The organism is Enterobacter sp. AN-K1, from assembly GCF_020971765.1.
In the GTDB taxonomy this organism is placed as follows: domain Bacteria; phylum Pseudomonadota; class Gammaproteobacteria; order Enterobacterales; family Enterobacteriaceae; genus Enterobacter; species Enterobacter hormaechei_C.
In genome coordinates this window covers 1,436,720-1,458,747 of the sequence record NZ_CP087390.1, presented here as the reverse complement: position 1 = coordinate 1,458,747, position 22,028 = coordinate 1,436,720, and the positions used below count along the sequence as shown (strand labels likewise).

26 protein-coding genes are annotated in these 22,028 nt (G+C 57.7%); 12 read left to right on the top strand and 14 right to left on the bottom strand.

Annotated elements, in window-relative coordinates; all coding sequences use genetic code 11:
* Nucleotides 1-6: 6 nt before the first annotated feature.
* Together LOC22_RS07025 and LOC22_RS07020 are read right to left on the bottom strand one after the other, a co-directional pair.
* Nucleotides 7-699, bottom strand: coding sequence for a response regulator (locus tag LOC22_RS07025; protein ID WP_015571854.1), 693 nt, complete (start codon nucleotides 697-699; stop codon nucleotides 7-9).
* The gene (locus LOC22_RS07020; RefSeq protein ID WP_017692682.1) at nucleotides 689-2,326 is read right to left on the bottom strand and encodes a sensor histidine kinase; all 1,638 of its coding nucleotides are present in this window, start codon (nucleotides 2,324-2,326) and stop codon (nucleotides 689-691) included. Before LOC22_RS07020 ends, LOC22_RS07025 begins: the two co-directional genes overlap by 11 nt.
* A gap of 345 nt (nucleotides 2,327-2,671) precedes the next feature.
* On the opposite strand from LOC22_RS07020, the gene LOC22_RS07015 reads away from it, so the two are divergent.
* Genes LOC22_RS07015 through citG form a run of 8 tightly spaced genes read left to right on the top strand, consistent with a single transcriptional unit; the run spans nucleotide 2,672 to nucleotide 9,983 of the window.
* Entirely contained in the window at nucleotides 2,672-4,033 is a 1,362-nt protein-coding gene (locus LOC22_RS07015) for a 2-hydroxycarboxylate transporter family protein (RefSeq protein WP_230239452.1), read from the top strand.
* Between the two features lie 17 nt (nucleotides 4,034-4,050).
* Nucleotides 4,051-4,914 (top strand): fumarylacetoacetate hydrolase family protein, encoded by an 864-nt coding sequence (locus tag LOC22_RS07010; RefSeq protein ID WP_015571851.1) that lies wholly within the window; start codon nucleotides 4,051-4,053, stop codon nucleotides 4,912-4,914.
* 13 nt (nucleotides 4,915-4,927) lie between these two features.
* Entirely contained in the window at nucleotides 4,928-5,950 is a 1,023-nt protein-coding gene (gene citC / locus LOC22_RS07005; protein ID WP_039269781.1) for a [citrate (pro-3S)-lyase] ligase, read from the top strand.
* Nucleotides 5,951-5,966: 16 nt separating this feature from the next.
* A complete protein-coding gene (gene citD, locus LOC22_RS07000; RefSeq protein ID WP_017382935.1) occupies nucleotides 5,967-6,260 on the top strand; it encodes a citrate lyase acyl carrier protein in 294 nt (97 codons plus the stop codon).
* Complete coding sequence (gene citE / locus LOC22_RS06995) at nucleotides 6,257-7,132, top strand: citrate (pro-3S)-lyase subunit beta (RefSeq protein ID WP_015571849.1); 876 nt, start codon at nucleotides 6,257-6,259, stop codon at nucleotides 7,130-7,132. Before citD ends, citE begins: the two co-directional genes overlap by 4 nt.
* Before the next feature lie 10 nt (nucleotides 7,133-7,142).
* Nucleotides 7,143-8,666 (top strand): citrate lyase subunit alpha, encoded by a 1,524-nt coding sequence (citF, locus tag LOC22_RS06990; RefSeq protein ID WP_023304410.1) that lies wholly within the window; start codon nucleotides 7,143-7,145, stop codon nucleotides 8,664-8,666.
* Nucleotides 8,663-9,202 (top strand): citrate lyase holo-[acyl-carrier protein] synthase, encoded by a 540-nt coding sequence (gene citX / locus LOC22_RS06985; RefSeq protein WP_022651835.1) that lies wholly within the window; start codon nucleotides 8,663-8,665, stop codon nucleotides 9,200-9,202. The genes citF and citX overlap by 4 nt, the downstream gene beginning before the upstream one ends.
* Complete coding sequence (gene citG, locus LOC22_RS06980; RefSeq protein WP_040118084.1) at nucleotides 9,180-9,983, top strand: triphosphoribosyl-dephospho-CoA synthase CitG; 804 nt, start codon at nucleotides 9,180-9,182, stop codon at nucleotides 9,981-9,983. The genes citX and citG overlap by 23 nt, the downstream gene beginning before the upstream one ends.
* Before the next feature lie 79 nt (nucleotides 9,984-10,062).
* On the opposite strand, the gene LOC22_RS06975 is transcribed toward citG, so the two are convergent.
* From LOC22_RS06975 to mutY, 4 genes are all read right to left on the bottom strand, one after another.
* Nucleotides 10,063-11,319, bottom strand: a complete 1,257-nt coding sequence (locus LOC22_RS06975) for a nucleoside permease (protein ID WP_015571846.1) — start codon at nucleotides 11,317-11,319, stop codon at nucleotides 10,063-10,065.
* 288 nt (nucleotides 11,320-11,607) lie between these two features.
* Entirely contained in the window at nucleotides 11,608-12,684 is a 1,077-nt protein-coding gene (gene mltC / locus LOC22_RS06970; RefSeq protein ID WP_017382930.1) for a membrane-bound lytic murein transglycosylase MltC, read from the bottom strand.
* Nucleotides 12,685-12,808: 124 nt separating this feature from the next.
* The gene (locus LOC22_RS06965) at nucleotides 12,809-13,081 is read right to left on the bottom strand and encodes an oxidative damage protection protein (RefSeq protein ID WP_003862425.1); all 273 of its coding nucleotides are present in this window, start codon (nucleotides 13,079-13,081) and stop codon (nucleotides 12,809-12,811) included.
* A gap of 26 nt (nucleotides 13,082-13,107) precedes the next feature.
* Nucleotides 13,108-14,160: an A/G-specific adenine glycosylase gene (gene mutY, locus LOC22_RS06960; RefSeq protein ID WP_168728606.1), complete on the bottom strand. Its 1,053-nt coding sequence runs from the start codon at nucleotides 14,158-14,160 to the stop codon at nucleotides 13,108-13,110.
* A 144-nt stretch (nucleotides 14,161-14,304) separates the two neighbouring features.
* Between mutY and trmB the strand changes: the two genes are divergently transcribed.
* The 3 genes from trmB to LOC22_RS06945 are packed head-to-tail and all read left to right on the top strand — an operon-like array spanning nucleotide 14,305 to nucleotide 16,124.
* Nucleotides 14,305-15,024 (top strand): tRNA (guanosine(46)-N7)-methyltransferase TrmB, encoded by a 720-nt coding sequence (trmB, locus tag LOC22_RS06955; RefSeq protein ID WP_015571843.1) that lies wholly within the window; start codon nucleotides 14,305-14,307, stop codon nucleotides 15,022-15,024.
* Entirely contained in the window at nucleotides 15,024-15,350 is a 327-nt protein-coding gene (locus LOC22_RS06950) for a YggL family protein (RefSeq protein WP_003862421.1), read from the top strand. Before trmB ends, LOC22_RS06950 begins: the two co-directional genes overlap by 1 nt.
* Before the next feature lie 57 nt (nucleotides 15,351-15,407).
* Nucleotides 15,408-16,124 (top strand): DUF2884 domain-containing protein, encoded by a 717-nt coding sequence (locus LOC22_RS06945; protein ID WP_015571842.1) that lies wholly within the window; start codon nucleotides 15,408-15,410, stop codon nucleotides 16,122-16,124.
* Between the two features lie 159 nt (nucleotides 16,125-16,283).
* On the opposite strand, the gene LOC22_RS06940 is transcribed toward LOC22_RS06945, so the two are convergent.
* Genes LOC22_RS06940 through LOC22_RS06915 form a run of 6 tightly spaced genes read right to left on the bottom strand, consistent with a single transcriptional unit; the run spans nucleotide 16,284 to nucleotide 20,023 of the window.
* Nucleotides 16,284-16,646, bottom strand: a complete 363-nt coding sequence (locus LOC22_RS06940; protein ID WP_230239451.1) for an endonuclease domain-containing protein — start codon at nucleotides 16,644-16,646, stop codon at nucleotides 16,284-16,286.
* A 56-nt stretch (nucleotides 16,647-16,702) separates the two neighbouring features.
* Complete coding sequence (gene hemW / locus LOC22_RS06935; protein WP_230239450.1) at nucleotides 16,703-17,851, bottom strand: radical SAM family heme chaperone HemW; 1,149 nt, start codon at nucleotides 17,849-17,851, stop codon at nucleotides 16,703-16,705.
* Nucleotides 17,844-18,437, bottom strand: coding sequence for an XTP/dITP diphosphatase (locus LOC22_RS06930; RefSeq protein WP_015571839.1), 594 nt, complete (start codon nucleotides 18,435-18,437; stop codon nucleotides 17,844-17,846). The genes hemW and LOC22_RS06930 overlap by 8 nt, the downstream gene beginning before the upstream one ends.
* Nucleotides 18,438-18,440: 3 nt before the next feature.
* On the bottom strand, nucleotides 18,441-18,737 hold the full coding sequence (yggU, locus tag LOC22_RS06925; protein ID WP_003860023.1) for a DUF167 family protein YggU: 297 nt from the start codon (nucleotides 18,735-18,737) through the stop codon (nucleotides 18,441-18,443).
* Nucleotides 18,734-19,300: a YggT family protein gene (locus LOC22_RS06920; RefSeq protein WP_015571838.1), complete on the bottom strand. Its 567-nt coding sequence runs from the start codon at nucleotides 19,298-19,300 to the stop codon at nucleotides 18,734-18,736. The genes yggU and LOC22_RS06920 overlap by 4 nt, the downstream gene beginning before the upstream one ends.
* 21 nt (nucleotides 19,301-19,321) lie before the next feature.
* Nucleotides 19,322-20,023, bottom strand: coding sequence for a YggS family pyridoxal phosphate-dependent enzyme (locus LOC22_RS06915; RefSeq protein ID WP_047062742.1), 702 nt, complete (start codon nucleotides 20,021-20,023; stop codon nucleotides 19,322-19,324).
* Nucleotides 20,024-20,040: 17 nt separating this feature from the next.
* Here LOC22_RS06915 and LOC22_RS06910 point away from each other — a divergent pair, with 17 nt between their 5' ends.
* On the top strand, nucleotides 20,041-21,021 hold the full coding sequence (locus LOC22_RS06910) for a type IV pilus twitching motility protein PilT (RefSeq protein WP_163359017.1): 981 nt from the start codon (nucleotides 20,041-20,043) through the stop codon (nucleotides 21,019-21,021).
* 9 nt (nucleotides 21,022-21,030) lie between these two features.
* On the opposite strand, the gene ruvX is transcribed toward LOC22_RS06910, so the two are convergent.
* Together ruvX and LOC22_RS06900 are read right to left on the bottom strand one after the other, a co-directional pair.
* Nucleotides 21,031-21,447, bottom strand: a complete 417-nt coding sequence (ruvX, locus tag LOC22_RS06905) for a Holliday junction resolvase RuvX (protein WP_006811925.1) — start codon at nucleotides 21,445-21,447, stop codon at nucleotides 21,031-21,033.
* Entirely contained in the window at nucleotides 21,447-22,007 is a 561-nt protein-coding gene (locus tag LOC22_RS06900; protein WP_006811924.1) for a YqgE/AlgH family protein, read from the bottom strand. The genes ruvX and LOC22_RS06900 overlap by 1 nt, the downstream gene beginning before the upstream one ends.
* Nucleotides 22,008-22,028 lie beyond the last annotated feature (21 nt).

The following is a 22,028-nucleotide window of genomic DNA, read 5'->3' as shown; positions in this document are numbered from 1 at the left end:
ACTGCGTCAGGCTTCTGCGCGGCGGTACATCCTTCTCGGATGCCCAATCTTCCCGTACAGCATCTCCACCGTCAGAAAACCCACCTCCACGCAGTGTTCCAGATAGCGCCGGGTGGTGGTTTTACTCAGGCCCGTCTCGCTCACCACCTCATCCACCGTAAAACAGTGCGCCGCCTTATTGTTAAACAGCATTTGCACCCGCGCCAGCGTGTTCTCCTCTATCCCTTTGCTGCCGTTGTCCAGGCGATAGTTTTTCGCCTGCAACTGATAGAGTGAATCGACGTTCTGCTGGTCGACGATCTTCCAGACGCGCTGCTGTTCGGCAAACTGCACAAAACGTTCCAGCGACTGGCTCAGGCGCTTCCAGGAAACCGGCTTGAGGATGTAGTCGAACGCGCCGTTACGAATTGCCTGGCTACAGGTGTCCATATCGCTGGCGGCGGTGATGAAAATCACCGAGCAGTTGGCGCGGGTGAGCATCGGGTTGCTGATAAGGGTGATGCCTTTGCCATCCGGCAGGTAGTTATCCAGCAGCATCAGCTTCGGCTGTTTGCTCTCCAGTTGTACCTGCGCGTCGGCCAGCGACGCGGCAATCCCCACCAGCCTCAGGCGCGGATGTTTACCGATAAGCTCCGCGTGCAGTTGCGCCAGTTCGTTCTCGTCTTCAACAATCAGTACGTCGATAAGTTCATGTTGCATAGTCGGTATCTTCCAGTTCCTGTACGGGGTGCCGGGCCGTTCCCGTGGCGGGAATAAACAGTGAGAAAATGGCACCGCGTGGGGTGTTATCGGCAACTTCAATTGCACCGCCAGCCTGTGTGACATAGCTTTCAATCAGATACAGGCCAATACCATGATCGCCGCGCGTTTTGGTGGTGATGCCGCGCTCAAAGATCCGGTCGCGGATCTCCGGTGTGATGCCGACGCCCTGGTCGGCGACTTCAATAATCAGTTCCTGCTCGTTCAGCTTTATCAGCACGTCCACCGGGGCATGCGGGAGCGGTGCACGCTGGGTCGCTTCAATGGCGTTATCCAGCAAGTTCCCGATGATCGAGATAAGTTCCGATTCGAGCAGCGGCAGGAACGGTTTATCCACCCGGCAGGCCGGGTCGAAACTCAGCTCAACGCCTTTTTCACGCGCGCGGGCGGCCTTTCCAAGCAGCAAACCACACAGCGTCGGAGAGCTAAAGCGGGACGAGATAAAGTCCAGCAGCTCCTGAGCGTGTTCCGACTGCGCCTGTATGTAGCGAATCGCTTCGTCATAACGGCCCATATGCAGCAGGCCGGACAGCGTAGTCATGCGGTTCAGCTGTTCATGGCGCATGATGCGCAGGTTATCAACGTAGCGCTTCACCTGGCTGAGCTGGGCGCTGAGCGAGTCGATCTCGTTGCGATCGCGAAAGGTGATCACCCAGCCCTGCAACGCATCTTCCAGCATGATCCGCACCCGGCTGGCAATGACCGTGAGATCGTTAAAGCGACAGATCTCATCGTGGGTGTCTTTCGCAAGCATGGTTTGCGCGTTGAAGAACGGGACGGGCGCGATCACCTGGCTGATGAGTTGACCTCGCAGTTCGCGGGCGGGCTGGCGTAAGTCTAATAATTTACGCGCCGCCTGGTTGATCACCTCAATGCGGAGATCGTCGTCGATGGCAATCACCCCTTCATAAATGGATTCCATCATCGCCTTTTGCTGGCGCACCAGCAGGCCGATTTCGCGCGGCTCCAGAGAGAATATCTGCTTCTTGATGCTGCGGGTGAAGAACCAGGAGAAAATAAACAGGGCGATAAGCAGCAGCACGGCGGCAATCAGGATATTAACCACCTTGTTGACGGTGATGGTGTCCAGATAGCTCGTGAGATAGCCTACCGAAACAATCCCCACCACCTGCCCGGCGTCGTTAAAAATGGGCGCTTTGCTGCGCAGCGAAATGCCTAACCCGCCCTTGCGGATGGTGATGGTGCTTTTGCCGTGTAATACCTCGTCGTTATCTCCGCCAACCAGCGTTTTGCCTACCCGGTCGGCAAACACGGAGTGGAAAAGATGCAGCCCCTTATTGTCACCAATCACAATAAAACTGGCGTCGCTGCGGGCGGCTATTTTCTGCATAAAGTCATGGATACCCAGGATATCCTTTTGTTCGACTTCTTTTCGCAGGGTAGGAATAAGCGCAATTTCTTCGGCCTGTATTTTTGCGCGCGCGCTCATTTCCTGATAAAGCTGCCTGCCGACATCGACATAATAATATCCGCCCAGTAATGCGAACAGCACTGAGAAAAAGGCGACCAGCGAAATAAACAGCTTGATCTGAAACGATACTTTCATAACTATCACGCGAGATATCAACAGGTCGGCTGAATATATCATCTTTTAAGGCCAGGATGCCCGCTTTGCCGAAAACTTGTGATCCCTTGCACAGCGCAGCCTGTAAAAGATTTTTCCGAAAGTCTCATCCTCTTAAGGTTAAATGAATAAATGTTATTTCTTTGTTCAGTTAAGAAAAGAAACCATAAAAACCACGGCAATAAATAAGGCGTAAATCACATTAAATAAAAGAAACCATTAAAACCATAGCGTCCATTAAAACTTCGCTTTTAATATGCCATCCCTCACATAAAGTAAGCCTTTGTGACTCTAAGCTGAACGCACAAAATAACTAAGGGGCTTATTATGAGCACAACTGACGATTCATTCTCTGTTACCCACGACCCGATTGATATTCAGCGGCCATCGCTCAAAGAGCGCTGGTGGCATATTATGGATACCTGGAAAATCGGCATTATTCCTCTGCCGCTGTTCGTTCTGGCGGGCGCGCTGATTGCGATTGATTGCCTGGGCGGAAAACTGCCGAGCGACATTGTGGTCATGGTGGCCACGCTGGCCTTCTTCGGCTTTGCCTGCGGTGAGTTCGGCAAACGCCTGCCGATTGTCGGCAAGCTCGGTGCAGCGGCAATTTGCGCCACCTTTATCCCTTCCGCGCTGGTCTATTACGGCCTGCTGCCGGACGTGGTGGTTGAGTCCACGACCAAATTCTATAAATCCACCAATATTCTCTACCTCTATATCTGCTGCATTATCGTCGGCAGCATCATGAGTATGAACCGCACCGTGCTGATCCAGGGCTTCCTGCGCATCTTCTTCCCGATGCTGTGCGGTGAAATCGTCGGCATGATTGTCGGCATGGGTGTTGGGCTGGCGCTGGGCCTCGAGCCGTTCCAGATCTTCTTCTTTATCATTCTGCCGATCATGGCGGGCGGCGTCGGGGAAGGGGCGATCCCGCTCTCTATCGGCTATGCCACCCTGCTGCATATGGATCAGGGCGTGGCGCTCGGCCGCGTGCTGCCGATGGTGATGCTCGGCGGCCTGACGGCGATCATTATCTCCGGTTGCCTCAACCAGCTCGGTAAACGCTACCCGCACCTGACCGGTGAAGGCCAGCTGATGCCGAATCGCGCCAACGCTGATGCCACTGTTTCCCAACCTGCGTTCTCCGGCAAAGCGGACGCGACGACAATCGCCTCGGGCGCGCTGCTGGCGGTGCTGCTGTACATGCTGGGCATGCTCGGTCACAAGCTGATTGGTCTGCCAGCGCCGGTGGGCATGTTGTTTATGGCGGTGCTGGTGAAGCTCTGCAACGGCGCCTCTCCGCGTCTGCTGGAGGGTTCCCAGGTGGTGTACAAATTCTTCCAGACCTCCGTGACCTACCCAATCCTCTTCGCTGTCGGCGTGGCGATTACCCCATGGCATGAACTGGTGGCGGCGTTCACCGTCAGCAACCTGCTGGTGATTGTCAGCACCGTTTCCGCGCTGGTGGCGACCGGATTCTTCGTTGGCAAAAAGATTGGTATGCACCCGATTGATGTCGCCATCGTCTCCTGCTGTCAGAGCGGGCAGGGCGGCACCGGTGACGTGGCGATCCTGACCGCAGGCAACCGCATGAGCCTGATGCCATTCGCCCAGATTGCTACCCGTATCGGCGGCGCGATTAACGTGTCTGTCTCACTGCTGATTCTGGGCAACTTCCTCGTTTAAGTTTTCAGGAAAGAACAATGAAACTCGCAAGCTTTTTATACCAGGGAAAACGCAGCTACGGCATCGTACAGGCCGAAGGCGTGATTGATTTGGGCCGCCGCCTGGGCGACCGCTATGGCGACCTTAAAGCGCTGTTGCAGGGGAACGGGCTGGCGCAGGCCACCCGTTTTCTGAACGACGCGGTGGATGTACCGCTGAATGCCATCACCTTCTTACCGGTGATTGTCCAGCCGGAAAAAATCCTCTGCGTGGGCATGAACTATGCCGACAAGCGCAAGGAGTTTGACCAGCACAACCCGGCTCCGACGCTGTTTGTCCGCTTCCCGGATTCACAGACCGGCCACAACGAGCCGGTGCTGAAGCCGCGCCACTCCAGCGAGTTCGACTACGAAGGCGAGCTGGCGGTGATCATCGGCAAAGGCGGGGAGAACATCAGCCGCGACGACGCCCTGCGCCACGTGGCGGGCTACAGCTGTTACATGGACGGCTCCGCCCGCGACTGGCAGCACACCTGGTTCACCGCCGGGAAAAACTGGCGCCAGACCGGGGCGTTCGGCCCGTGGATGGCGACGGCGGATGAGATCCCGGACCCGCACAGCCTGGCGATCCGCACCTGGCTGAACGGCCGCATGGTGCAGGAGGACAACACCAGCAGCATGATCCACAAGGTGGCGGAACTGATCGAGTATATCAGCACCTTCACCCGTCTCAGCCCGGGCGACGTGATCATCACCGGCTCGCCTGGTGGCGTGGGTAAAAAGCGCAACCCGCCGCTGTTTATGAAGGAGGGGGATCGCATTGAGGTGGAGATCGAGCATATCGGTCATCTGAGCAACGTGATCGTGGAAGCGCCAGCCGTCGGGCTCGCGGCAGCGCACTGAGTAAGGCGGCAGCATGCAATCGCAACCCATTGATTTTCGGCACACCGTTGTGGCGAAACACCCAGAACGCTTAAGCCAAATCCGCTACCTGCTGGCAGACAGCGGCCTTGGCCTGGACAACGACATCACGCTGTTTGTCGAAGCCTGGTCCGGCGCGCAGCTGGTGGGTTGCGCCGGGCTGGCTGCCAACGTCATCAAATGCGTGGCGGTCAACGAGCAGCTTCGTGGGGAAAACCTCAGCGCGCGTCTGCTGGCAGAGGTGGAAAACGCGGCGCTGGAGCGCGGCCATTTTCACCTCTTCCTCTGCACCCGTCCGTGCAATAAGGAGCGCTTTGGCCGCAGCGGTTTCTGGCCGATTGCCCAGAGCGGGAACAACGCGGTGCTAATGGAGAACACTCCGCAGGGGATCGCGCGCTACTGCCGATCCCTGCGCGCTAAGCGCCGGTGTGGGGAAAAAACGGGCGCGATCGTGATGAACGCCAATCCCTTCACCCTCGGCCATCGTCATCTGGTGGAGCAGGCAGCGGCGCAGTGCGATGCCCTGCATCTGTTTGTGGTGCGTGAAGACGCCTCGTTCTTCCCGTTCAGCGCGCGCCTTGAGATGGTGCGTGCGGGCGTGGCGCATCTGCCGAACGTGGTGGTGCATGAAGGCTCGCAGTACATCATCTCCCGCGCCACGTTTCCGGCCTACTTCCTGAAGGAGACTGGCAAAGTGCAGCAGGCGTGGAGCGAGATCGACGTGCTGATCTTCCGGGACTATATCGCCCCGGCGCTGGGCATCACGCACCGCTTCATCGGCTCGGAGCCGTTCTGCGACATCACGCGGCAGTACAACCAGACGCTGCACGACCTTCTGGCCTCGCATATTGAGGTGGTGGAGATGCCGCGCATCAAGGCCACCGGCAACGCCATTTCGGCCTCGGAAGTGCGCCGTTTACTCAAGACACAGCAGTTTTCCCGGATCCGGGAGATTGTCCCGGACTCCACCTTCGCGCACCTCGAAGCACATTATCGTGCGAGTGCGGAAGTCGCATAACTATCAGGAATTTATCATGAATATTGTAAGGGAGGCGCTGGCCGGAACGCAGGAGTCCAGCGACCTGATGGTGAAAATCGCCCCCGCTCACGGTGAGCTGGAGATTGTCATCCACAGTGAAGTGATTAAGCAGTTTGGCGAGCAGATACGCCAGGTGGTCAACGACACATTGCGCGCCATGAACGTGCACCAGGGATTAATCATTATTGAAGACAAAGGGGCGCTGGACTGTGTGATCCGCGCTCGCCTGCAAAGCGCGCTTCTGCGTGCCGCCGATGAACAGGCCATCAACTGGGGGGCGCTGAAATGAGCAAACTCCGCCGCAGTATGCTGTTCCTGCCAGGCGCCAATGCCGCCATGCTCTCTACCGCCTTTATCTACCGCCCCGACTCCATCATGTTTGACCTTGAGGACGCCGTGGCCCTGCGCGAGAAAGACACCGCACGCATGCTGGTGTTCCACGCGTTGCAGCACCCAATGTATCAGGATATCGAAACCGTGGTGCGCATTAACCCGCTGAGCACGCCGTTTGGCCTGCTGGATCTGGAGGCCGCCGTGCGCGCGGGCGTGGACGTGATTCGCCTGCCGAAAACCGACACCCCGGACGATATTTACGAGCTGGAAGGCCACCTCGAGCGTATCGAGAAGGAGTGCGGGCGTGATGTGGGTTCCACCCGCGTGATGGCGGCGATTGAATCGGCCATTGGCGTCATCAACGCCGTGGCGATTGCCCGCAGCTCCCCGCGCCTGATCGGCATCGCGCTGGCCGCCTTTGACTACGTGATGGACATGCAGACCGAGCGCGGCGACGGCACCGAGCTGTTCTATGCCCGCTGCGCCGTGCTGCACGCCGCACGCGCCGCCGGTATCGACGCCTTCGACGTGGTGTGGTCCGACGTTAACGACGAAGCCGGGTTCCTGCGCGAGGTCGACCTGATCCGCAAGATGGGCTTCAACGGCAAATCGCTGATTAACCCGCGCCAGATAGACCTGCTGCACAACGCCTACGCCCCGACTCAGGAAGAGGTGGATCACGCCAAAAGGGTGATTGAGGCGGCAGAAGAGGGCGAGCGTAACGGCCTGGGCGTGGTGTCGCTCAACGGCAAAATGGTGGATGCACCGATTATTAACCACGCGCAGGTGGTGCTGGAGCGCGCGGCGGCCTCTGGCGTGCGTCGGTAAGGATGACATAATGAATCAGACAGAACTTCTCCATGTAAATTTCCCCCATCTGCGGGATCTGAAACCCTTTGATACCGCCCACAGCGCGACGCCGTGGCTGGCGGACAGCGAGGCGAAGCACAGCCGCAAGCTCTGCGCCTCAATTGAAGAGGCGGTTAAGCGCAGCGGTTTGCAGGATGGGATGACCATCTCCTTCCACCATGCCTTTCGCGAAGGCGACCGGGTGATCAACACCGTCGTGGCGCTGCTGGCGCGGATGGGCTTCAAAAATCTGACCCTGGCTTCCAGCTCGCTGATGACCTGCAATGACGCGCTGATCGAGCATATCGAGAGTGGCGTCATCACCCGGATTTACACCTCCGGCATGCGCGGCAGGCTGGCGGATGCCATCTCCCACGGGCTGATGGACGAGCCGGTGCAAATTCACTCCCACGGCGGGCGCGTGAAGCTGCTCCAGGACGGCGAGCTGAATATCGACGTGGCGTTTCTCGGCGTGCCGTGCAGCGATGAGTTTGGCAACGCCAACGGGACGCACGGCAAATCCTGCTGCGGCTCGCTGGGCTACGCCATGGTGGATGCGCACTTTGCCCGTAAGGTGGTGCTGCTGACCGAAGCGCTGGTGCCATTCCCCAATATGCCCGCCAGCCTGGTGCAGGATCAGGTGGACTACATCGTGCAGGTGGAGAGCGTGGGCGACCCGGCGAAAATCAGCGTCGGCGCGGCGCGCGTCACCAGCAACCCGCGCGAGCTGATGATCGCCCGCTATGCGGCGGACGTGATTGAACACTCTGGCTATTTCAAACCAGGCTTCTCGATGCAGACCGGCTCCGGTGCAGCGGCCACCGCCTGCACCCGTTTTATGGAAGAGAAGATGGAGCGCGGCGGCGTGAAGGCGCGCTTCGCCCTTGGCGGCATCACCGGCAGCCTGGTGGATCTGCACGAGAAGGGGCTCATCGAAAAGCTGCTCGACACCCAGTGCTTTGACGGCCAGGCAGCGGCCTCGCTGGCGCGCAACCCGAACCACGTGGAGATCTCCACCAACGTCTACGCCAACCCCGGCAGCAAGGCGGCAAGCTGCGACCAGCTCGACGTGGTGATCCTCAGCGCCCTGGAAATCGACGTCGACTTTAACGTCAATGTCATCACCGGCTCCGATGGCGTGATGCGTGGCGCATCCGGCGGACACTGCGACGTGGCGGCGGCAGCCAACCTGACCATTGTGGTCGCGCCGCTGCTGCGAAGCCGCATCCCGACCGTCGTGAAGCGCGTTACCACCCGCCTCACGCCGGGGGAGAGCATTGACGTGCTGGTCACCGACCACGGTATTGCGGTCAACCCGGCGCGCCCGGAGATCCGCGAACGACTTATGGAAGCAGGGCTGAAGGTTGTAGATATCAACGCGCTGTATGAGCGAGCGATTTCGTTGACAGGCGTACCGAAACCGATTGAGTTCACCGACAAAATCGTCGGGGTGATCCGCTACCGCGACGGCAGCGTGATCGACACCGTTCGACAGGTAAAGGAGGAAGTGTGACTATTGCGACACCCGTGCGGACGGGTGTCAGCCTGGACGAACTGCTGGCGGCGAAAGAGCGCCGCGCAGCGCGCCAGGCTGACATGCTTGCGCACTATCAACAACCGGTGATCTCCCTCACGCTGGTTACGCCCGGGGAAATCAAAGACAGCCTTCGCTATCGCAACACCATGGGCGTGGCGCTGCAAATGTGCGACCAGCTGCTGTGGGAAAACCGCTGGCAGGTGCTGGACCGTAAGGTGCTGTGGCTACCCACCGGACCTGAAGCCTTGTGGTGCATCGCGCATCCGGCGGCGGAAATTAAGGCGCACTGTGCAGAACTGGAGCAGACGCACCCACTCGGCAGGCTGTGGGATCTGGATGTGATCTGCCCTGAAAACGGCCACGTCGGGCGTCAGTCGCTGGGGGCGAATCTCAGACGCTGCCTGATCTGTGACGAGCCCGCTCATGCCTGTTCCCGTTCGCGCAATCACCCCGCTGAGCAGGTGGTTTCCCGCGTGGAGAAGATGATCGATGACTGGTTTGCTCGCGACTGAACCGCGCCCGGTTGATCTCCCTGCGCTTGCCGCAGATGCGCTGTGGCAGGAGCTGGAGCTGACGCCAAAACCGGGGCTGGTGGACAGGCTCAATAACGGCTCCCATCGCGATATGGACCATGCCTTGTTTGTCCGCAGCATTATGGCGATTACGCCGTGGTTTGCCCGGTTTGCGGAACTGGGTGAAGCACATGCGGCCAAACCTGCCGATCGGCAGTTGCGGATTCTTCGCCCAATGGGAATGGCCTGCGAGCAGGCAATGTACGCCGCCACGGGCGGGGTAAATACCCACAAGGGCGGGATTTTTGCCCTCGGTTTGCTCTGCTTCGCCGCCGGGCGTGTGAAAAATATCTCTGCGGATAGCCTCTGTTGTGAGGTAAGTAACATCTGTCATGGGCTGGTGGCGAGGGAGCTGGCCGGGCGCAGCGGGCAGGCAACGGCGGGGGAGCGGCAGTTTCAGCTGTACGGTTTAACCGGCGCGCGTGGCGAGGCAGAAAGCGGCTTTGCCACGGTGCGTAAGGCTTTGGATGCGTGGAACGGTCAGTCGCTTCACGGCCTGCTGTTGCGCCTGATGGCGGTAAATCAGGACAGCAATCTCGTTTCGCGCGGCGGCATTGAGGGGCTGCGCTACGTTCAGGGCTACGCGCGGGAACTGCTGGCTAACGGCTGGGACTGCGAGGCGTTGCTGAAGATGGATAAGGCATTGATTGAACGCAACCTGAGCCCGGGCGGCAGCGCGGATTTGCTGTCGGTGGGGTGGGTGCTTTCTGGAATAAAATAGCCGGGTGGCGGCTACGCCTTACCCGGCCTACGGTCTGGTTTTCCAGGCCCGGTAAGCGCAGCGCCACCGGGCACAACAATCAATGCGCGATCGGCTGCGCACCGTGCGGCTCGCGCACGTGCTTGTACTTGAACAGCGCGATGAACGCGAAGAACAGCACCAGCGAGTACCCGGCGAAGATCAGCCACACTGGTTGCCAGTTGGTGATGCCGTTAGTGGTATACATCTCAACCACTTTGCCGCTCACCACGCCGCCCAGAATACAGCCGAAGCCGTTGGTCATCATCAGGAACATGCCCTGCGCACTGGCGCGGATTTCAGGCTTCACCTCTTTTTCCACAAACACCGAGCCGGAGATGTTGAAGAAGTCGAAGGCACAGCCGTAAACAATCATCGACAGAACCAGCAGCACGGTGCCGAACGCGCTCGGGTCGCCATAGGCGAACAGACCGAAGCGCAACATCCAGGCGGCGATACTGATCAGCATGACGTTCTTGATACCGTAGCGGCTCAGGAAGAACGGGATAGTCAGGATGAACAGCGTCTCGGAGATCTGCGAGATGGACATCATCACCGACGCGTGTTCGACGATAAAGCTCCCGGCAAACAGCGGATCGTTATCGAAGCTGTGCAGGAAGGTATTACCGAACATGTTGGTGATTTGCAGTTCCGCGCCCAGCAGCATGGAGAAGATAAAGAAGATCGCCATGCGCTTGTTTTTAAACAGTGCGAAGGCGTCCAGGCCAAGCATGGTGCTCCAGCTCTGGTTTTTCTGCTGATTAGATACCGGAATGGTGGGCAGTGTCAGGGTGAACAGCGCCAGCAGTACGGAGAGCGCCGCGCCGATGTAGAGCTGCATATGGCTCAGCTCGAAGCCCGCGAAGCTCACGCCCCACATCGCCATGATAAAGCCGATGGTGCCCCAGATACGGATTGGCGGGAAGTCGGTGACGATATCCAGACCGGCAGATTTCAGGCGATAGTAGGAGATGGTGTTGATCAGGCCAAGCGTTGGCATATAGGCCAGCGAGTTAAGCAGGATCACCATGAACATCGCCCCCGGCGTGGTCACTTCGGCCGCCATAAACAGCGTCCCCGCACCCACCAGGTGGCAAAGCATATACAGCCATTTCGCGCTTAGCCATTTATCCGCCACGATACCGAGCAGCGTTGGCATGAAAACAGCCGCAATACCCAGCGAGCTGTAAACGGCACCGATCGACGCACCATCGAACTTGAGCGTCACAAACATATAGGAGCCGAGTGTAGTCAGCCAGCTACCCCACAGGCAGAACTGCAGAAACGACAAGATTTTAAGCTGCAGCTTAAGGTTCATGTTACTTTCCTCACAAGTGAGCGGGAGATATGTTGTTTTGGGAACATTCAGGGTTGTTATTTGATGCAATTCTATCAGTTGGCAACGATATGTTTTGTTACCTCCCGCAAAAAAATGCAATCCACATTAATTTGCAGTCTGGATTGTGATGCAAATAGCATTTTCGTATGGGGGGGATGAGATGGGTGCGGCCTGATGTCCCCTCACCCTGCCCTCTCCCCTTTGGGGAGAGGGTGTTCAAATGCCCTCTCCCCTTTGGGGAGAGGGTTAGGGTGAGGGGGGTTGGTTTTAGCGGCGACGGTAGTTCTTCTGCGCCGTATTCACCTTATACAGATAGCGGCGGGATTCCGCAGACGGGTGGCGGGTGGTGAGGGTTGAGTAGACATCCCCCGGCGCCATGCTGTTGATGATGTTCGCGGCCTGCACTTTGTCATTTGAGAAGACGCGCAGCACGCTGCCCGCGCCACCGTTATAGGCGGTGATCACCGCATAGCGGCGTGAGGTTGGGTTATCAATCCCGCCCAGGTAGACATTGTTCAGCATCGCCAGGTAGGCCGTACCGGTATCAATGTTGCTTTGCGGATCGAACAGGTAGCTGCGGCTCGGCGTGCCGGATTTCCCCTGTGCGCGGAACACGTCTTTACCGGCGCTGTGCTGTACAACCTGCATCAGCCCCAGCGCGTCGGAACGGCTTACCGCGTAGGGGTTGAACGAGGACTCGGTCTGCATAATCGCCAGGATCAGCGACTCATCCACGCCATACTTACGCGACGCCTGACGCACCATGCCCAGATACTTATGCGCACGCTTGTCGAGGTGGTTCGGCACCAGGTTGATCGTGACGCTGTAGATCACTTTCAGGCCGTTGGTGCGGCTTTTCAGGCGCGTTTGCAGCAGGTAGTCGGCAAATTTCGTGGCGCGGCCTTCCCAGCGGATCGGCTGACCGGTCTGGTCAACGACCTGGCCATACAGAAACGGCTCTTTGGAGATGGTGATGTCATCGGCATCAGAGTAGAGGTCGATAGACCCCGGATCGTCGCCCATCAGCAGGGTTTTGATGATGGCCTGACGTAAATGCGCCGCAGGTTCAGTCCCTGCGATGGTTTCAACCGTAATCGTACCGTCATCGAAGTTGATGTGGCTACGGGTCTGATAGGCGTCGGTGTACTTAACGTAGTCCTTCGGTCCGGCAATAAGAACTTCGTTAAATCCCCATATGTTCTCGATGTTGTGGGCAAACTGCCCCATCAAAATGTCAAAACCGTTGGTGTCCTTGACCCAGGCTTCGTTGTATTCATCGCCTTTTTTGGAAGAACAAGACACAAGCAACGGCGCAACAAGGGCTAGCGCTAAAAGTTTTTTCATCATTCCGGGAGTGCGTGTTGTGTTTGCTTTGGGGTTGCTGTTGCCGGGTGGCGCTGCGCTTACCCGGCCTACGAAACCGTAGGCCCGTGCAAGCGCAGCGCCGCGGGGCAGCAGCCGCAGAGTATTATTTTTCCGGTGGCGTATAGCCTTCGATATGGACGTCTTTACCCTCGAACAGGAAGTTCACCATCTCCTGCTCCAGCAGTTTGCGGTGTTCCGGGTTCATCATGCTGAGCTTTTTCTCGTTGATCAGCATGGTCTGCTTCTTCTGCCACTGTCCCCAGGCTTCTTTGGAGATCTCGTTGTAAATGCGCTTACCCAGGTCGCCCGGGTAGAGCTGGAAATCCTGGCCTTCAGCGTCGCGCTGTAGGAAAGTACAAAAAATGGTTCTGGCCATACTCATTCCTCTTTGTCTTGCCGATGCTAAACCATTGCACCGACACGTAATTGCTGTAACAGGCGCTCCACGGGAGCCGCCAGCCCGACTGATGGCGGTTGCGCTAAGTTATACCAGAGAGCGTTGCCTTCATCCATGCACGACGTGAATGAGGACACGGGAAGCCACATCGGCACAATATCCAGATGGAAATGGCTGAAGGTATGACGGAACGCGTTGAGTTGCGTCAGGGTATCGGCCGCAATGCCGCGCTGTTCAAGCCATGCCCGAAGCGAGGCTTCATCCTCAAACTGTGGGAAGCAGTATAGACCACCCCACAGGCCACTCGGCGGGCGCTGAGCGAGAAACACCTCGTCGCCATGCTGCATCAGCAGCATGTACCCGGTGCGTTCAGGCAGTGTCTGCTTCGGTTTTTTCCCCGGATACTGCGCCCAGGTGTGGTTCGCATACGCCACGCAGAGGTTGTTTACCGGGCAGAGTTCGCACTTCGGTTTTGAACGGGTGCAGACCATTGCGCCCAGATCCATCATCGCCTGGTTAAAACGCTCCACTCCTTTCGCCGGAGTGACCGCTTCACTGATCTCCCACAGGCGTTTCTCAACCTCTTTCTTGCCCGGCCAGCCATCTACGGCGTAGCAGCGTGCGAGCACGCGCTTGACGTTGCCGTCGAGAATAGGGAAATGTTTGCCTAAAGAGAGGGAGAGGATTGCGCCTGCGGTTGAACGCCCGACGCCGGGCAAATCCGCCACCTCGTCAAAGGTCTCCGGGAATTTACCGTTGTGGCGGGTGGCGACCTGCTGTGCGGCTTTGTGCAGGTTGCGCGCGCGGGCGTAATAGCCGAGGCCGGTCCACAGGTGCAGTACCTCGTCCAGCGGCGCGTTGGCCAGATCGGTGATTGTCGGGAAGCGCGCCATAAAACGCTCGAAGTAAGGAATGACCGTCGCGACCTGCGTTTGTTGCAACATCACCTCAGAGAGCCATACTTTGTACGGCGTTTTTTCAATTTGCCAGGGCAGGGTTTTACGCCCGTATTTGTCGTACCAGTCCAGCACCTGGGCTGAAAATTGAGAGGCTTGCATGGTCATCGATTCGCTTAATCAGGGACGCAGATTGCAGCACAGCGTCAATCTGCTGTAAACCGGATCTTTCCCATGCTTGCATAGAAGCCTTAACTTTGGATAATGCCCGTTTCCCGAACATTCTCACAAGCAGACAACTCTTTTATGAAAAACGACGTCATTTCACCGGAATTTGATGAAAACGGTCGCCCGCTGCGCCGTATTCGCAGCTTTGTCCGCCGTCAGGGGCGCCTGACAAAAGGGCAGCAACACGCGCTGGACAACTACTGGCCGGTGATGGGCGTTGAGTTCAGCGAGCAACCGCTCGACTTCACCGACCTGTTTGGCCGCGACGCGCCAGTGACGCTGGAGATTGGTTTTGGCATGGGCACCTCGCTGGTGACCATGGCAAAAGCGCGCCCGGAGCAGAACTTCCTCGGTATCGAAGTACACTCGCCGGGCGTCGGCGCGTGCCTGGCAACGGCCCACGAAGAGGGCGTTGAGAACCTGCGCGTCATGTGTCACGACGCGGTGGAAGTGCTGCACAAAATGATTCCTGACAATTCTTTGAACATGGTTCAGCTCTTTTTCCCTGACCCATGGCACAAAGCGCGTCATAATAAACGCCGTATCGTTCAGGCGCCGTTTGCCGAGCTGGTGAAAAGTAAGCTCAAGCTGGGCGGCGTTTTCCACATGGCAACCGACTGGGAACCTTATGCGGAACATATGCTGGAAGTGATGTCGTCCCTGGACGGGTATAAAAATCAGTCTGAAAGCAACGACTACGTACCGCGTCCGGATTCACGTCCGGTGACAAAATTTGAACAGCGTGGCCATCGTCTTGGTCACGGCGTATGGGACTTAATGTTCGAGAGGGTGAAATAATGGCAAAGAATCGTAGCCGTCGTCTGCGTAAAAAGATGCACATCGAAGAATTCCAGGAAGTGGGTTTCTCCGTTGCCTGGCGTTTCCCGGAAGGCACCAGTGTGGAACAGATCGATCAGGACGTTGATGCGTTCATCAACGAGGTGATCGAGCCAAACAAGCTGGCCTTCGACGGTAGCGGCTATCTGGCGTGGGAAGGTCTGATTTGCACCCAGGAAGTGGGGAAATGCACCGAAGAGCATCAGGCGCTGGTACGCAAATGGCTTGAAGACCACAAACTGGAAGATGTCCGCGTTAGCGAACTTTTCGACGTTTGGTGGGACTAATAAAGCAAGAACGGGGCCAGCATTAGCTGGCCCATTTTGTCTGAGGGAGTGTTAAAGATGCGCAAAACGTTGCTGGCTGTTGCTTTACTGGCAATCGGAACCACCGCCCATGCGGAGTATAAATGTAGCGTCACCCCGCGTGATGACGTGGTGCTGAGTCCGCAAACCGTGCAGGTTAAGGGCGAGAATGGCAATCTGGTGATTACGCCGGATGGCAACGTGACCTTTAATGGCAAACCGCAAAACCTGACGGCCGCCCAGCGCGAGCAGGCGATGGACTACCAGGCCGAGTTGCGTACCGCGCTGCCCTGGATCAACGATGGCGCGCTGACCCGCGTTGAAAAGAGCCGCGTGGCGCTGGATAAAATCATCACCAAAGAGGTGGGGGAGAGCAGCAATATGCGCACCCGCCTGACGAAGCTGGATAAACAGCTGAAAGAGCAGATGAACCGTATTATCGAGACGCGCTCTGATGGCCTGACGTTCCACTATAAGGCGATCGATCAGGTGCGTGCCGACGGTCAGCAGCTGGTGAACCAGGCGATGGGCGGCATTCTCCAGGACAGCATCAACGAGATGGGCGCCAAAGCGGTGCTGAAGGGTGGCGGTAATCCGTTGCAGGGTGTACTGGGTAGCCTGGGCGGACTGCAAACCTCGATTCAGAACGAGTGGAAGAATCAGGAAGCCGATTTCCAGCAGTTCGGCAAAGACGTGTGTAAACGCGTGGTGTCTCTGGAAGACAGTCGGAAGGCGCTGGTGGGGACGCTGAAGTAATTCACTTAGCCCCTCACCCTAACCCTCTCCCCAAAGGGGCGAGGGAATAGTTTGCTCCCTCACTTTAACCCTTTCCCTAAAGGGGCGAGGGAATAGTTTGCGCCCTCACATTAACCCTTTTCCTAAAGGGGCGAGGAGATGGTTTGCCCCCTCTCCCTTTCAGGGAGAGGGCCGGGGTGAGGGTTGCAGCGCTTGCAGCGTTTCAAGGATCCTTTCTAACGCCGCCTCTTCGTTATTCCAGAGTTCGTTGTTCCAGAATCGAATAACGTGCCAGCCCTTATGGTTTAACCACAATGTCCTTTGTCGATCGTATTCCTGCTTTTCATCATGTTGTCCGCCATCTAGCTCAACGGCCAGCCGAGCCGCGCAACAGGCGAAATCCAGAATGTAGTGACCTACCGGGTGCTGTCGGCGAAATTTATATTTTTCGAAACGGCGGCTGCGCAGTAAATACCAAAGCCGCCTTTCTTCCTGTGTCAGCTCGCGTCTGAGCTGTTTTGCATAAGAACGAGTAATTTCCATCCCCACACTCTGCCAGCCTTTCCCTCAGCCAGCAGAACGGGATGTAAAATTCTGAATCAGCCTTCAGGATTTTCAGCGAGGAACAGCTCAAGAAGGGAGTTTAAGAACAGCTTGCCGTGCTCGGTGATCTGCCAGGACTCATCACACTCGGTCAGATACCCCTGCGCCAGCGCCTCGTCAATCTGCGGACGAATCACTGACTCCGACAGCCCGGTATAACGCGTAAACTCCGCGCGCGGTGCGGCTTCCAGCAGACGGAAGCGGTTCATAAAGAACTCAAACGGCTTATCCGCCGCCTCGACGTCGTGCTGACGCTCCAGGTAGCGGCCTTCCATATACCCGCGCGGGTGACGCGTTTTGGCGGTACGCAGAATGCGTCCGTCCGGGAAGGTCACTTTGCCATGTGCGCCGCAGCCAATTCCCAGATAATCACCAAAACGCCAGTAGTTCAGATTGTGCTGACACTGATAGCCCGGCTTCGCATACGCCGACGTTTCGTATTGCTGATACCCCGCCGCGGTCAAAAGCTGGTGGCCCTGCTCGAAGATATCCCACAGCGCGTCATCGTCCGGCAGCACCGGAGGACGGGAACCAAACAGGGTGTTAGGCTCAATGGTCAGCTGATACCACGACAGATGCGGCGGATTCAGTTCAATCGCCTGACGCAAATCGTCCAGCGCTTCTTCGAGCGACTGATCCGGCAGGCCATGCATCAGGTCGAGGTTAAAGCTGCGCAGCCCAAGCCCCGTTGCCAGGTTTGCCGCGCGCTTTGCCTCTTCCGGGCCGTGGATACGCCCCAGACGCTTCAGCTTTGGCTCGCTAAAGCTCTGCACGCCGATAGAGATACGGTTCACGCCCGCACGCTGATACTCGACAAAACGGTCGGCCTCAACGGTACCGGGGTTGGCTTCCATCGTAATTTCAGCATCCACTGCCAGGTTCAGGCGTGCGCGCACGCCATCCAGCAGCGTCTGCATCGCCGGGCCTGAAAGCAGGCTCGGTGTACCGCCACCAATAAAAATGGTCTTCACTTCACGTCCCTGTGCGTAAGATACATCAGCATCCAGATCGGCCAGCAGATGCGCGACGTAATCATCGTGCGGCACTTCGCCCTTCAGCGCGTGCGAGTTGAAATCGCAGTACGGGCATTTCTGCACGCACCATGGGATGTGAATATAAAGACTCAGAGGCGGCAAATTAGCCATTACGCAGTGCTTCCAGTAACAGTTTCAGGGCGCGTCCACGGTGGGAGATCGCGCTTTTCTCTTCGCGGGTGAGTTCCGCAGCGGTTTTGCCCTCGGTCGGGACAAAGAAAATCGGGTCGTAACCAAAGCCGCCGTTGCCCGCCGCTTCACGGGTGATCACGCCCGGCCAGCTGCCGTGACAGACAATCGGCGTGGGATCTTCCGCGTGACGCATGTAGACCAGCACGCAGTGGAACTGCGCGGTACGCTGTTCGTCAGGGACGTCTTTCAGGGCCACAAGCAGCTTTTCCAGATTCTGCTGGTCGGTGGCGTCCACCCCGGAATAGCGGGCGGAGTAAATCCCCGGCGCACCGCCCAGAAAATCCACGGCCAGACCGGAGTCATCGGCTATCGCGGGCAGTCCGGTGATCTGCGCCGCATGGCGCGCTTTCAGAATGGCGTTTTCGATAAACGTCAGGCCGGTCTCTTCGGCGGAGTCCACGCCCAGCTCGGTCTGAGCCACCACGTCCAGCCCAAAATCATTTAATAGCGAGGCCAGCTCGCGCACTTTACCGGCGTTACCGGTGGCGAGAACAACTTTCTGCATGGTTTAGTCCTGTTCTGTCAGAGCCGCGACTTCCGTCGGGATAGATTGCGGGTTAAGGATTTTTACCTGTTTATGCCGGCCAAGTTCACCTTTCTCAATGATGACCTGGCTTTTAGCGACGCGAAACTGTTTAGCCAGATATTTGGTCAGATGCGCATTCGCCTGGCCGTCAACCGGCGGGGCAGTGATGGCGACTTTTAGCTCGTCGCCATGCAGCCCAACAATACTGTCGCGGCTGGCTTTCGGCTGAATGTACAGCCGCAAAACCAGCCCGTCGGCGCAGGGGCTAACTGCACTCATAACGCCATCCACAGCCCCGGCAGCAGCATATTACCCGTCGCCTGTAACAGTTCCGCGATACCCATATTCAGCACGTACAGCAGCAGAACGAGAAGCATCGGGGAGAAGTCGATTCCGCCCATTGCAGGCAGCAGGCTACGAATCGGACGCAGCAACGGTTCAGTCAGCTGAATCAACGCGTACTCCACCGGGCTACGGCCCCGGCTTACCCAGCTCATGATCGCCATCACCAGCAGGACCCAGAAGATCAGCGAGCCGACGGTTTTAACCAGGATCAGAACGGCTGAAATCCAGATAATCGGCTGGAAAGTGATGACCATAAACAGCACGATCGCTTTGATAACGCTCAGAATAAACGCCATCAGCAGAGATGAACTGTCAATTGGCCCCATTGCCGGAATGACGCGGCGAAGCGGCCCCACAACGGGCTGCGTGATTTTCACGATAAATTGTGAGAATGGATTGTAAAAATCACAACGGGCCCACTGCATCCAGACGCGCAACAGCAGCGCCATCGTATACAGTTCAATGACCGTTGAAAGCAGGAAAGTCAACGTCTTCATGGCGTTCCTCAGGTTTCCTTATTATTGGGGGTAATCGCGCGCACCGAAAATTGCCGTGCCGATGCGCACCATGGTGCTGCCTGCCGCGATGGCGGCTTCCATATCGTCCGACATGCCCAGAGAAAGCGTGTCTACCGTGTTATAGCGCGCCTTAAGCGCCTCAAATGCTACAGCCATTTGCTGTGCCACGGCAAACTGCCTTTCATAACTTGACTCTGGCGCCGGGATAGCCATCAGCCCGCGCAGGGTTAAACGCGGCAGCGCCGCCACGTCCGCCGCCAGCGCATCCAGTTCGCCCAGCGTAATGCCGGACTTGCTGTTTTCATCGCTGATGTTGATTTGAATCAGCACGTTAAGCGCTGGCATCTCCATAGGACGCTGGTCGCTCAGACGGGTAGCGATGCGCAGACGATCGATGGTGTGGCACCAGTCAAAGTGCTCTGCTACCAGACGGCTTTTGTTCGACTGTAGCGGACCGATAAAGTGCCATTGCAGGTCTGTATTTCCCCGTTCCCGGAAAGCGCGAATTTTATCCACGCCTTCCTGCACATAGTTTTCGCCAAAGGCACGATGACCGGCGGCTATCGCTTCTGCGATGGCGCTCGCAGGCTTAGTTTTGCTGACTGCAAGCAACGTAATTTCTTCTGGAGCACGGCCGCAACGCGTTGCCGCGGCTGAGATTTTGTCCCGGACCTGTGCCAGGTTATGCGCAATGTCGTTCATTTTCCGAGGAGTAGTCTATGGATGTGGAAGAAATTGTGGCCCTTAGTGTAAAGCATAACGTCTCCGATCTACACCTGTGCAGTGATTCGCCACCGCGCTGGCGCAGGTCAGGCCGTCTTGAACCGGCGCCGTTTCCGCCCCCGGATGTGGAGGCGTTATTAAAAGCGTGGCTCAACGACGAACAGCAGGGCGCATGGTGGGCAAACGGGCAGGTGGATTTTGCCGTTACCCTCGCAGACCGTCAGCGGCTGCGCGGCAGTGCGTTTAAGCATATGCACGGCGTTTCGATTGCGCTGCGGCTGTTGCCGCTGACGTGCCCGCAGCTCTCTGCGTTAGGTGTGCCGCGAGCGATCCCGGAACTGCTGTCTAATGACAATGGCCTGATTTTGGTCACCGGCGCCACCGGCAGCGGAAAATCGACCACCCTGGCCGCGATGGTCGATTTCCTCAATCATCAGACAGACGGGCATATTCTGACCCTGGAAGATCCGGTGGAGTTTATGTACCAGAGCGAACGTTGCCTGATCCAGCAGCGGGAGATAGGCCAGCACAGCCCGTCCTTTGCCGAGGCGCTACGCAGCGCGCTGCGTGAAGATCCGGATGTGATTCTGCTTGGTGAGCTGCGCGACAGCGAGACGATACGCCTGGCGCTGACGGCGGCGGAAACCGGCCATCTGGTGTTGGCCACGCTGCATACGCGCGGCGCGGCGCAGGCGATCGAGCGCCTGGTCGATACCTTTCCGGCGCAGGAGAAAGACCCGGTGCGTAATCAGCTGGCGGGAAGCCTGCGTGCGGTCCTGGCGCAGAAGCTACGTCAGGATGTCCAGGGCGGGCGCGTGGCGCTGTATGAGCTACTGGTGAATACCTCGGCGGCGGCAAACCTGATCCGCGAAGGCAAAACCTGGCAACTGCCGGGCATTATTCAAACGGGGCAGCAGGCGGGAATGCAGAACTTTGAGCAGAGTCTGGCGGAGCGACGGGCGCAGGGGCGGCTGTAGCCCCGGCGCTCAGTAACCCTGTTCGAAATAGCTTTCGAGGATAATGACGGCTGAAGCTGAATCCACGCTGCCTTTGTTCAGCGCCCGGAAGCCACCGTGCTCGAACAGGCCAGCGCGTGCCTCGACGGTGCTCAAACGTTCATCGTGCAGCTTAACGGAGACGCCAAAGCGGCCATGGATTTTGTTCGCGAATTTGCGCGCGCGGGCGGTAAGCGGTTGCTCGGTGCCGTCCATGTTTAGCGGCAGGCCGACAATCACGTCGTCCGGCTGCCACTCTTTGAGCAAGCGCTCAATAAGGTTCCAGTCCGGCGTGCCGTCGTTAGCTTTCAGCGCCGTGAGCGGGCGAGCGGTGCCGGTGATCCGTTGACCCACAGCGACGCCGATGCTTTTGGTGCCGAAGTCGAAGGCGAGAAGGGTGCCGCTCATTACGCGTGCCCCGCAACGCCAGGCATGGTCAGAATATCAATGCCAATCAGTTTTGCCGCGTCACGCCAGCGATCGGCGATAGGGGTTTTAAACAGGATATTCATATCCGCAGGGGCTGTCAGCCAGGCGTTGTCCAGAATTTCTTGTTCCAGCTGCCCTTTTTCCCAGGAGGCGTAGCCGAGCGCAACCAGCACCTCAGAAGGCTGACTGGCAGTGCCCAGCGTTTCAAGCACGTCGCGAGAGGTGGTGACGACGGTGTTATCGGAGATACGAATGCTGGACGAGAAAACCGGCGGGGTATGCAGGATAAAGCCACGATCTTCTGCAAGCGGGCCGCCGAGCATCACCGGTTTATCGAGACGGATTTCCGGCAGCCGCGCTTCAGCAGGGATTTTCAGCTTGTCCAGAATGCCTTCCACCTGGAGGTTTTCCAGCGGCTTATTGATGATAATCCCCATCGCGCCGTCTTCGTTGTATTCGCAAATATAGACCACGGAGCGGCGGAAAATCGGATCCTGGAGAGCAGGCATGGCAATAAGAAAGTGATGCTGTAAATTCATTGTCAGAGGTACTGTTTCCTG

Coding starts and splice junctions, on each gene's coding strand:
- mutY (WP_168728606.1), bottom strand. CDS start 14,160: ATGCAAGCCTCTCAATTTTCAGCCCAGGTGCTGGACTGGTACGACAAA.
- LOC22_RS07025 (WP_015571854.1), bottom strand. CDS start 699: ATGCAACATGAACTTATCGACGTACTGATTGTTGAAGACGAGAACGAA.
- LOC22_RS07020 (WP_017692682.1), bottom strand. CDS start 2,326: ATGAAAGTATCGTTTCAGATCAAGCTGTTTATTTCGCTGGTCGCCTTT.
- LOC22_RS06910 (WP_163359017.1), top strand. CDS start 20,041: ATGGATGTGGAAGAAATTGTGGCCCTTAGTGTAAAGCATAACGTCTCC.
- mltC (WP_017382930.1), bottom strand. CDS start 12,684: ATGAAAAAACTTTTAGCGCTAGCCCTTGTTGCGCCGTTGCTTGTGTCT.
- citE (WP_015571849.1), top strand. CDS start 6,257: ATGAGCAAACTCCGCCGCAGTATGCTGTTCCTGCCAGGCGCCAATGCC.
- citG (WP_040118084.1), top strand. CDS start 9,180: ATGACTGGTTTGCTCGCGACTGAACCGCGCCCGGTTGATCTCCCTGCG.
- yggU (WP_003860023.1), bottom strand. CDS start 18,737: ATGAGTGCAGTTAGCCCCTGCGCCGACGGGCTGGTTTTGCGGCTGTAC.
- LOC22_RS06915 (WP_047062742.1), bottom strand. CDS start 20,023: ATGAACGACATTGCGCATAACCTGGCACAGGTCCGGGACAAAATCTCA.
- citC (WP_039269781.1), top strand. CDS start 4,928: ATGCAATCGCAACCCATTGATTTTCGGCACACCGTTGTGGCGAAACAC.
- LOC22_RS06920 (WP_015571838.1), bottom strand. CDS start 19,300: ATGAAGACGTTGACTTTCCTGCTTTCAACGGTCATTGAACTGTATACG.
- LOC22_RS06945 (WP_015571842.1), top strand. CDS start 15,408: ATGCGCAAAACGTTGCTGGCTGTTGCTTTACTGGCAATCGGAACCACC.
- citD (WP_017382935.1), top strand. CDS start 5,967: ATGAATATTGTAAGGGAGGCGCTGGCCGGAACGCAGGAGTCCAGCGAC.
- LOC22_RS06930 (WP_015571839.1), bottom strand. CDS start 18,437: ATGCAGAAAGTTGTTCTCGCCACCGGTAACGCCGGTAAAGTGCGCGAG.
- citF (WP_023304410.1), top strand. CDS start 7,143: ATGAATCAGACAGAACTTCTCCATGTAAATTTCCCCCATCTGCGGGAT.
- LOC22_RS06950 (WP_003862421.1), top strand. CDS start 15,024: ATGGCAAAGAATCGTAGCCGTCGTCTGCGTAAAAAGATGCACATCGAA.
- LOC22_RS06900 (WP_006811924.1), bottom strand. CDS start 22,007: ATGAATTTACAGCATCACTTTCTTATTGCCATGCCTGCTCTCCAGGAT.
- hemW (WP_230239450.1), bottom strand. CDS start 17,851: ATGGCTAATTTGCCGCCTCTGAGTCTTTATATTCACATCCCATGGTGC.
- LOC22_RS07015 (WP_230239452.1), top strand. CDS start 2,672: ATGAGCACAACTGACGATTCATTCTCTGTTACCCACGACCCGATTGAT.
- LOC22_RS06940 (WP_230239451.1), bottom strand. CDS start 16,646: ATGGAAATTACTCGTTCTTATGCAAAACAGCTCAGACGCGAGCTGACA.
- trmB (WP_015571843.1), top strand. CDS start 14,305: ATGAAAAACGACGTCATTTCACCGGAATTTGATGAAAACGGTCGCCCG.
- LOC22_RS07010 (WP_015571851.1), top strand. CDS start 4,051: ATGAAACTCGCAAGCTTTTTATACCAGGGAAAACGCAGCTACGGCATC.
- ruvX (WP_006811925.1), bottom strand. CDS start 21,447: ATGAGCGGCACCCTTCTCGCCTTCGACTTCGGCACCAAAAGCATCGGC.
- LOC22_RS06965 (WP_003862425.1), bottom strand. CDS start 13,081: ATGGCCAGAACCATTTTTTGTACTTTCCTACAGCGCGACGCTGAAGGC.
- LOC22_RS06975 (WP_015571846.1), bottom strand. CDS start 11,319: ATGAACCTTAAGCTGCAGCTTAAAATCTTGTCGTTTCTGCAGTTCTGC.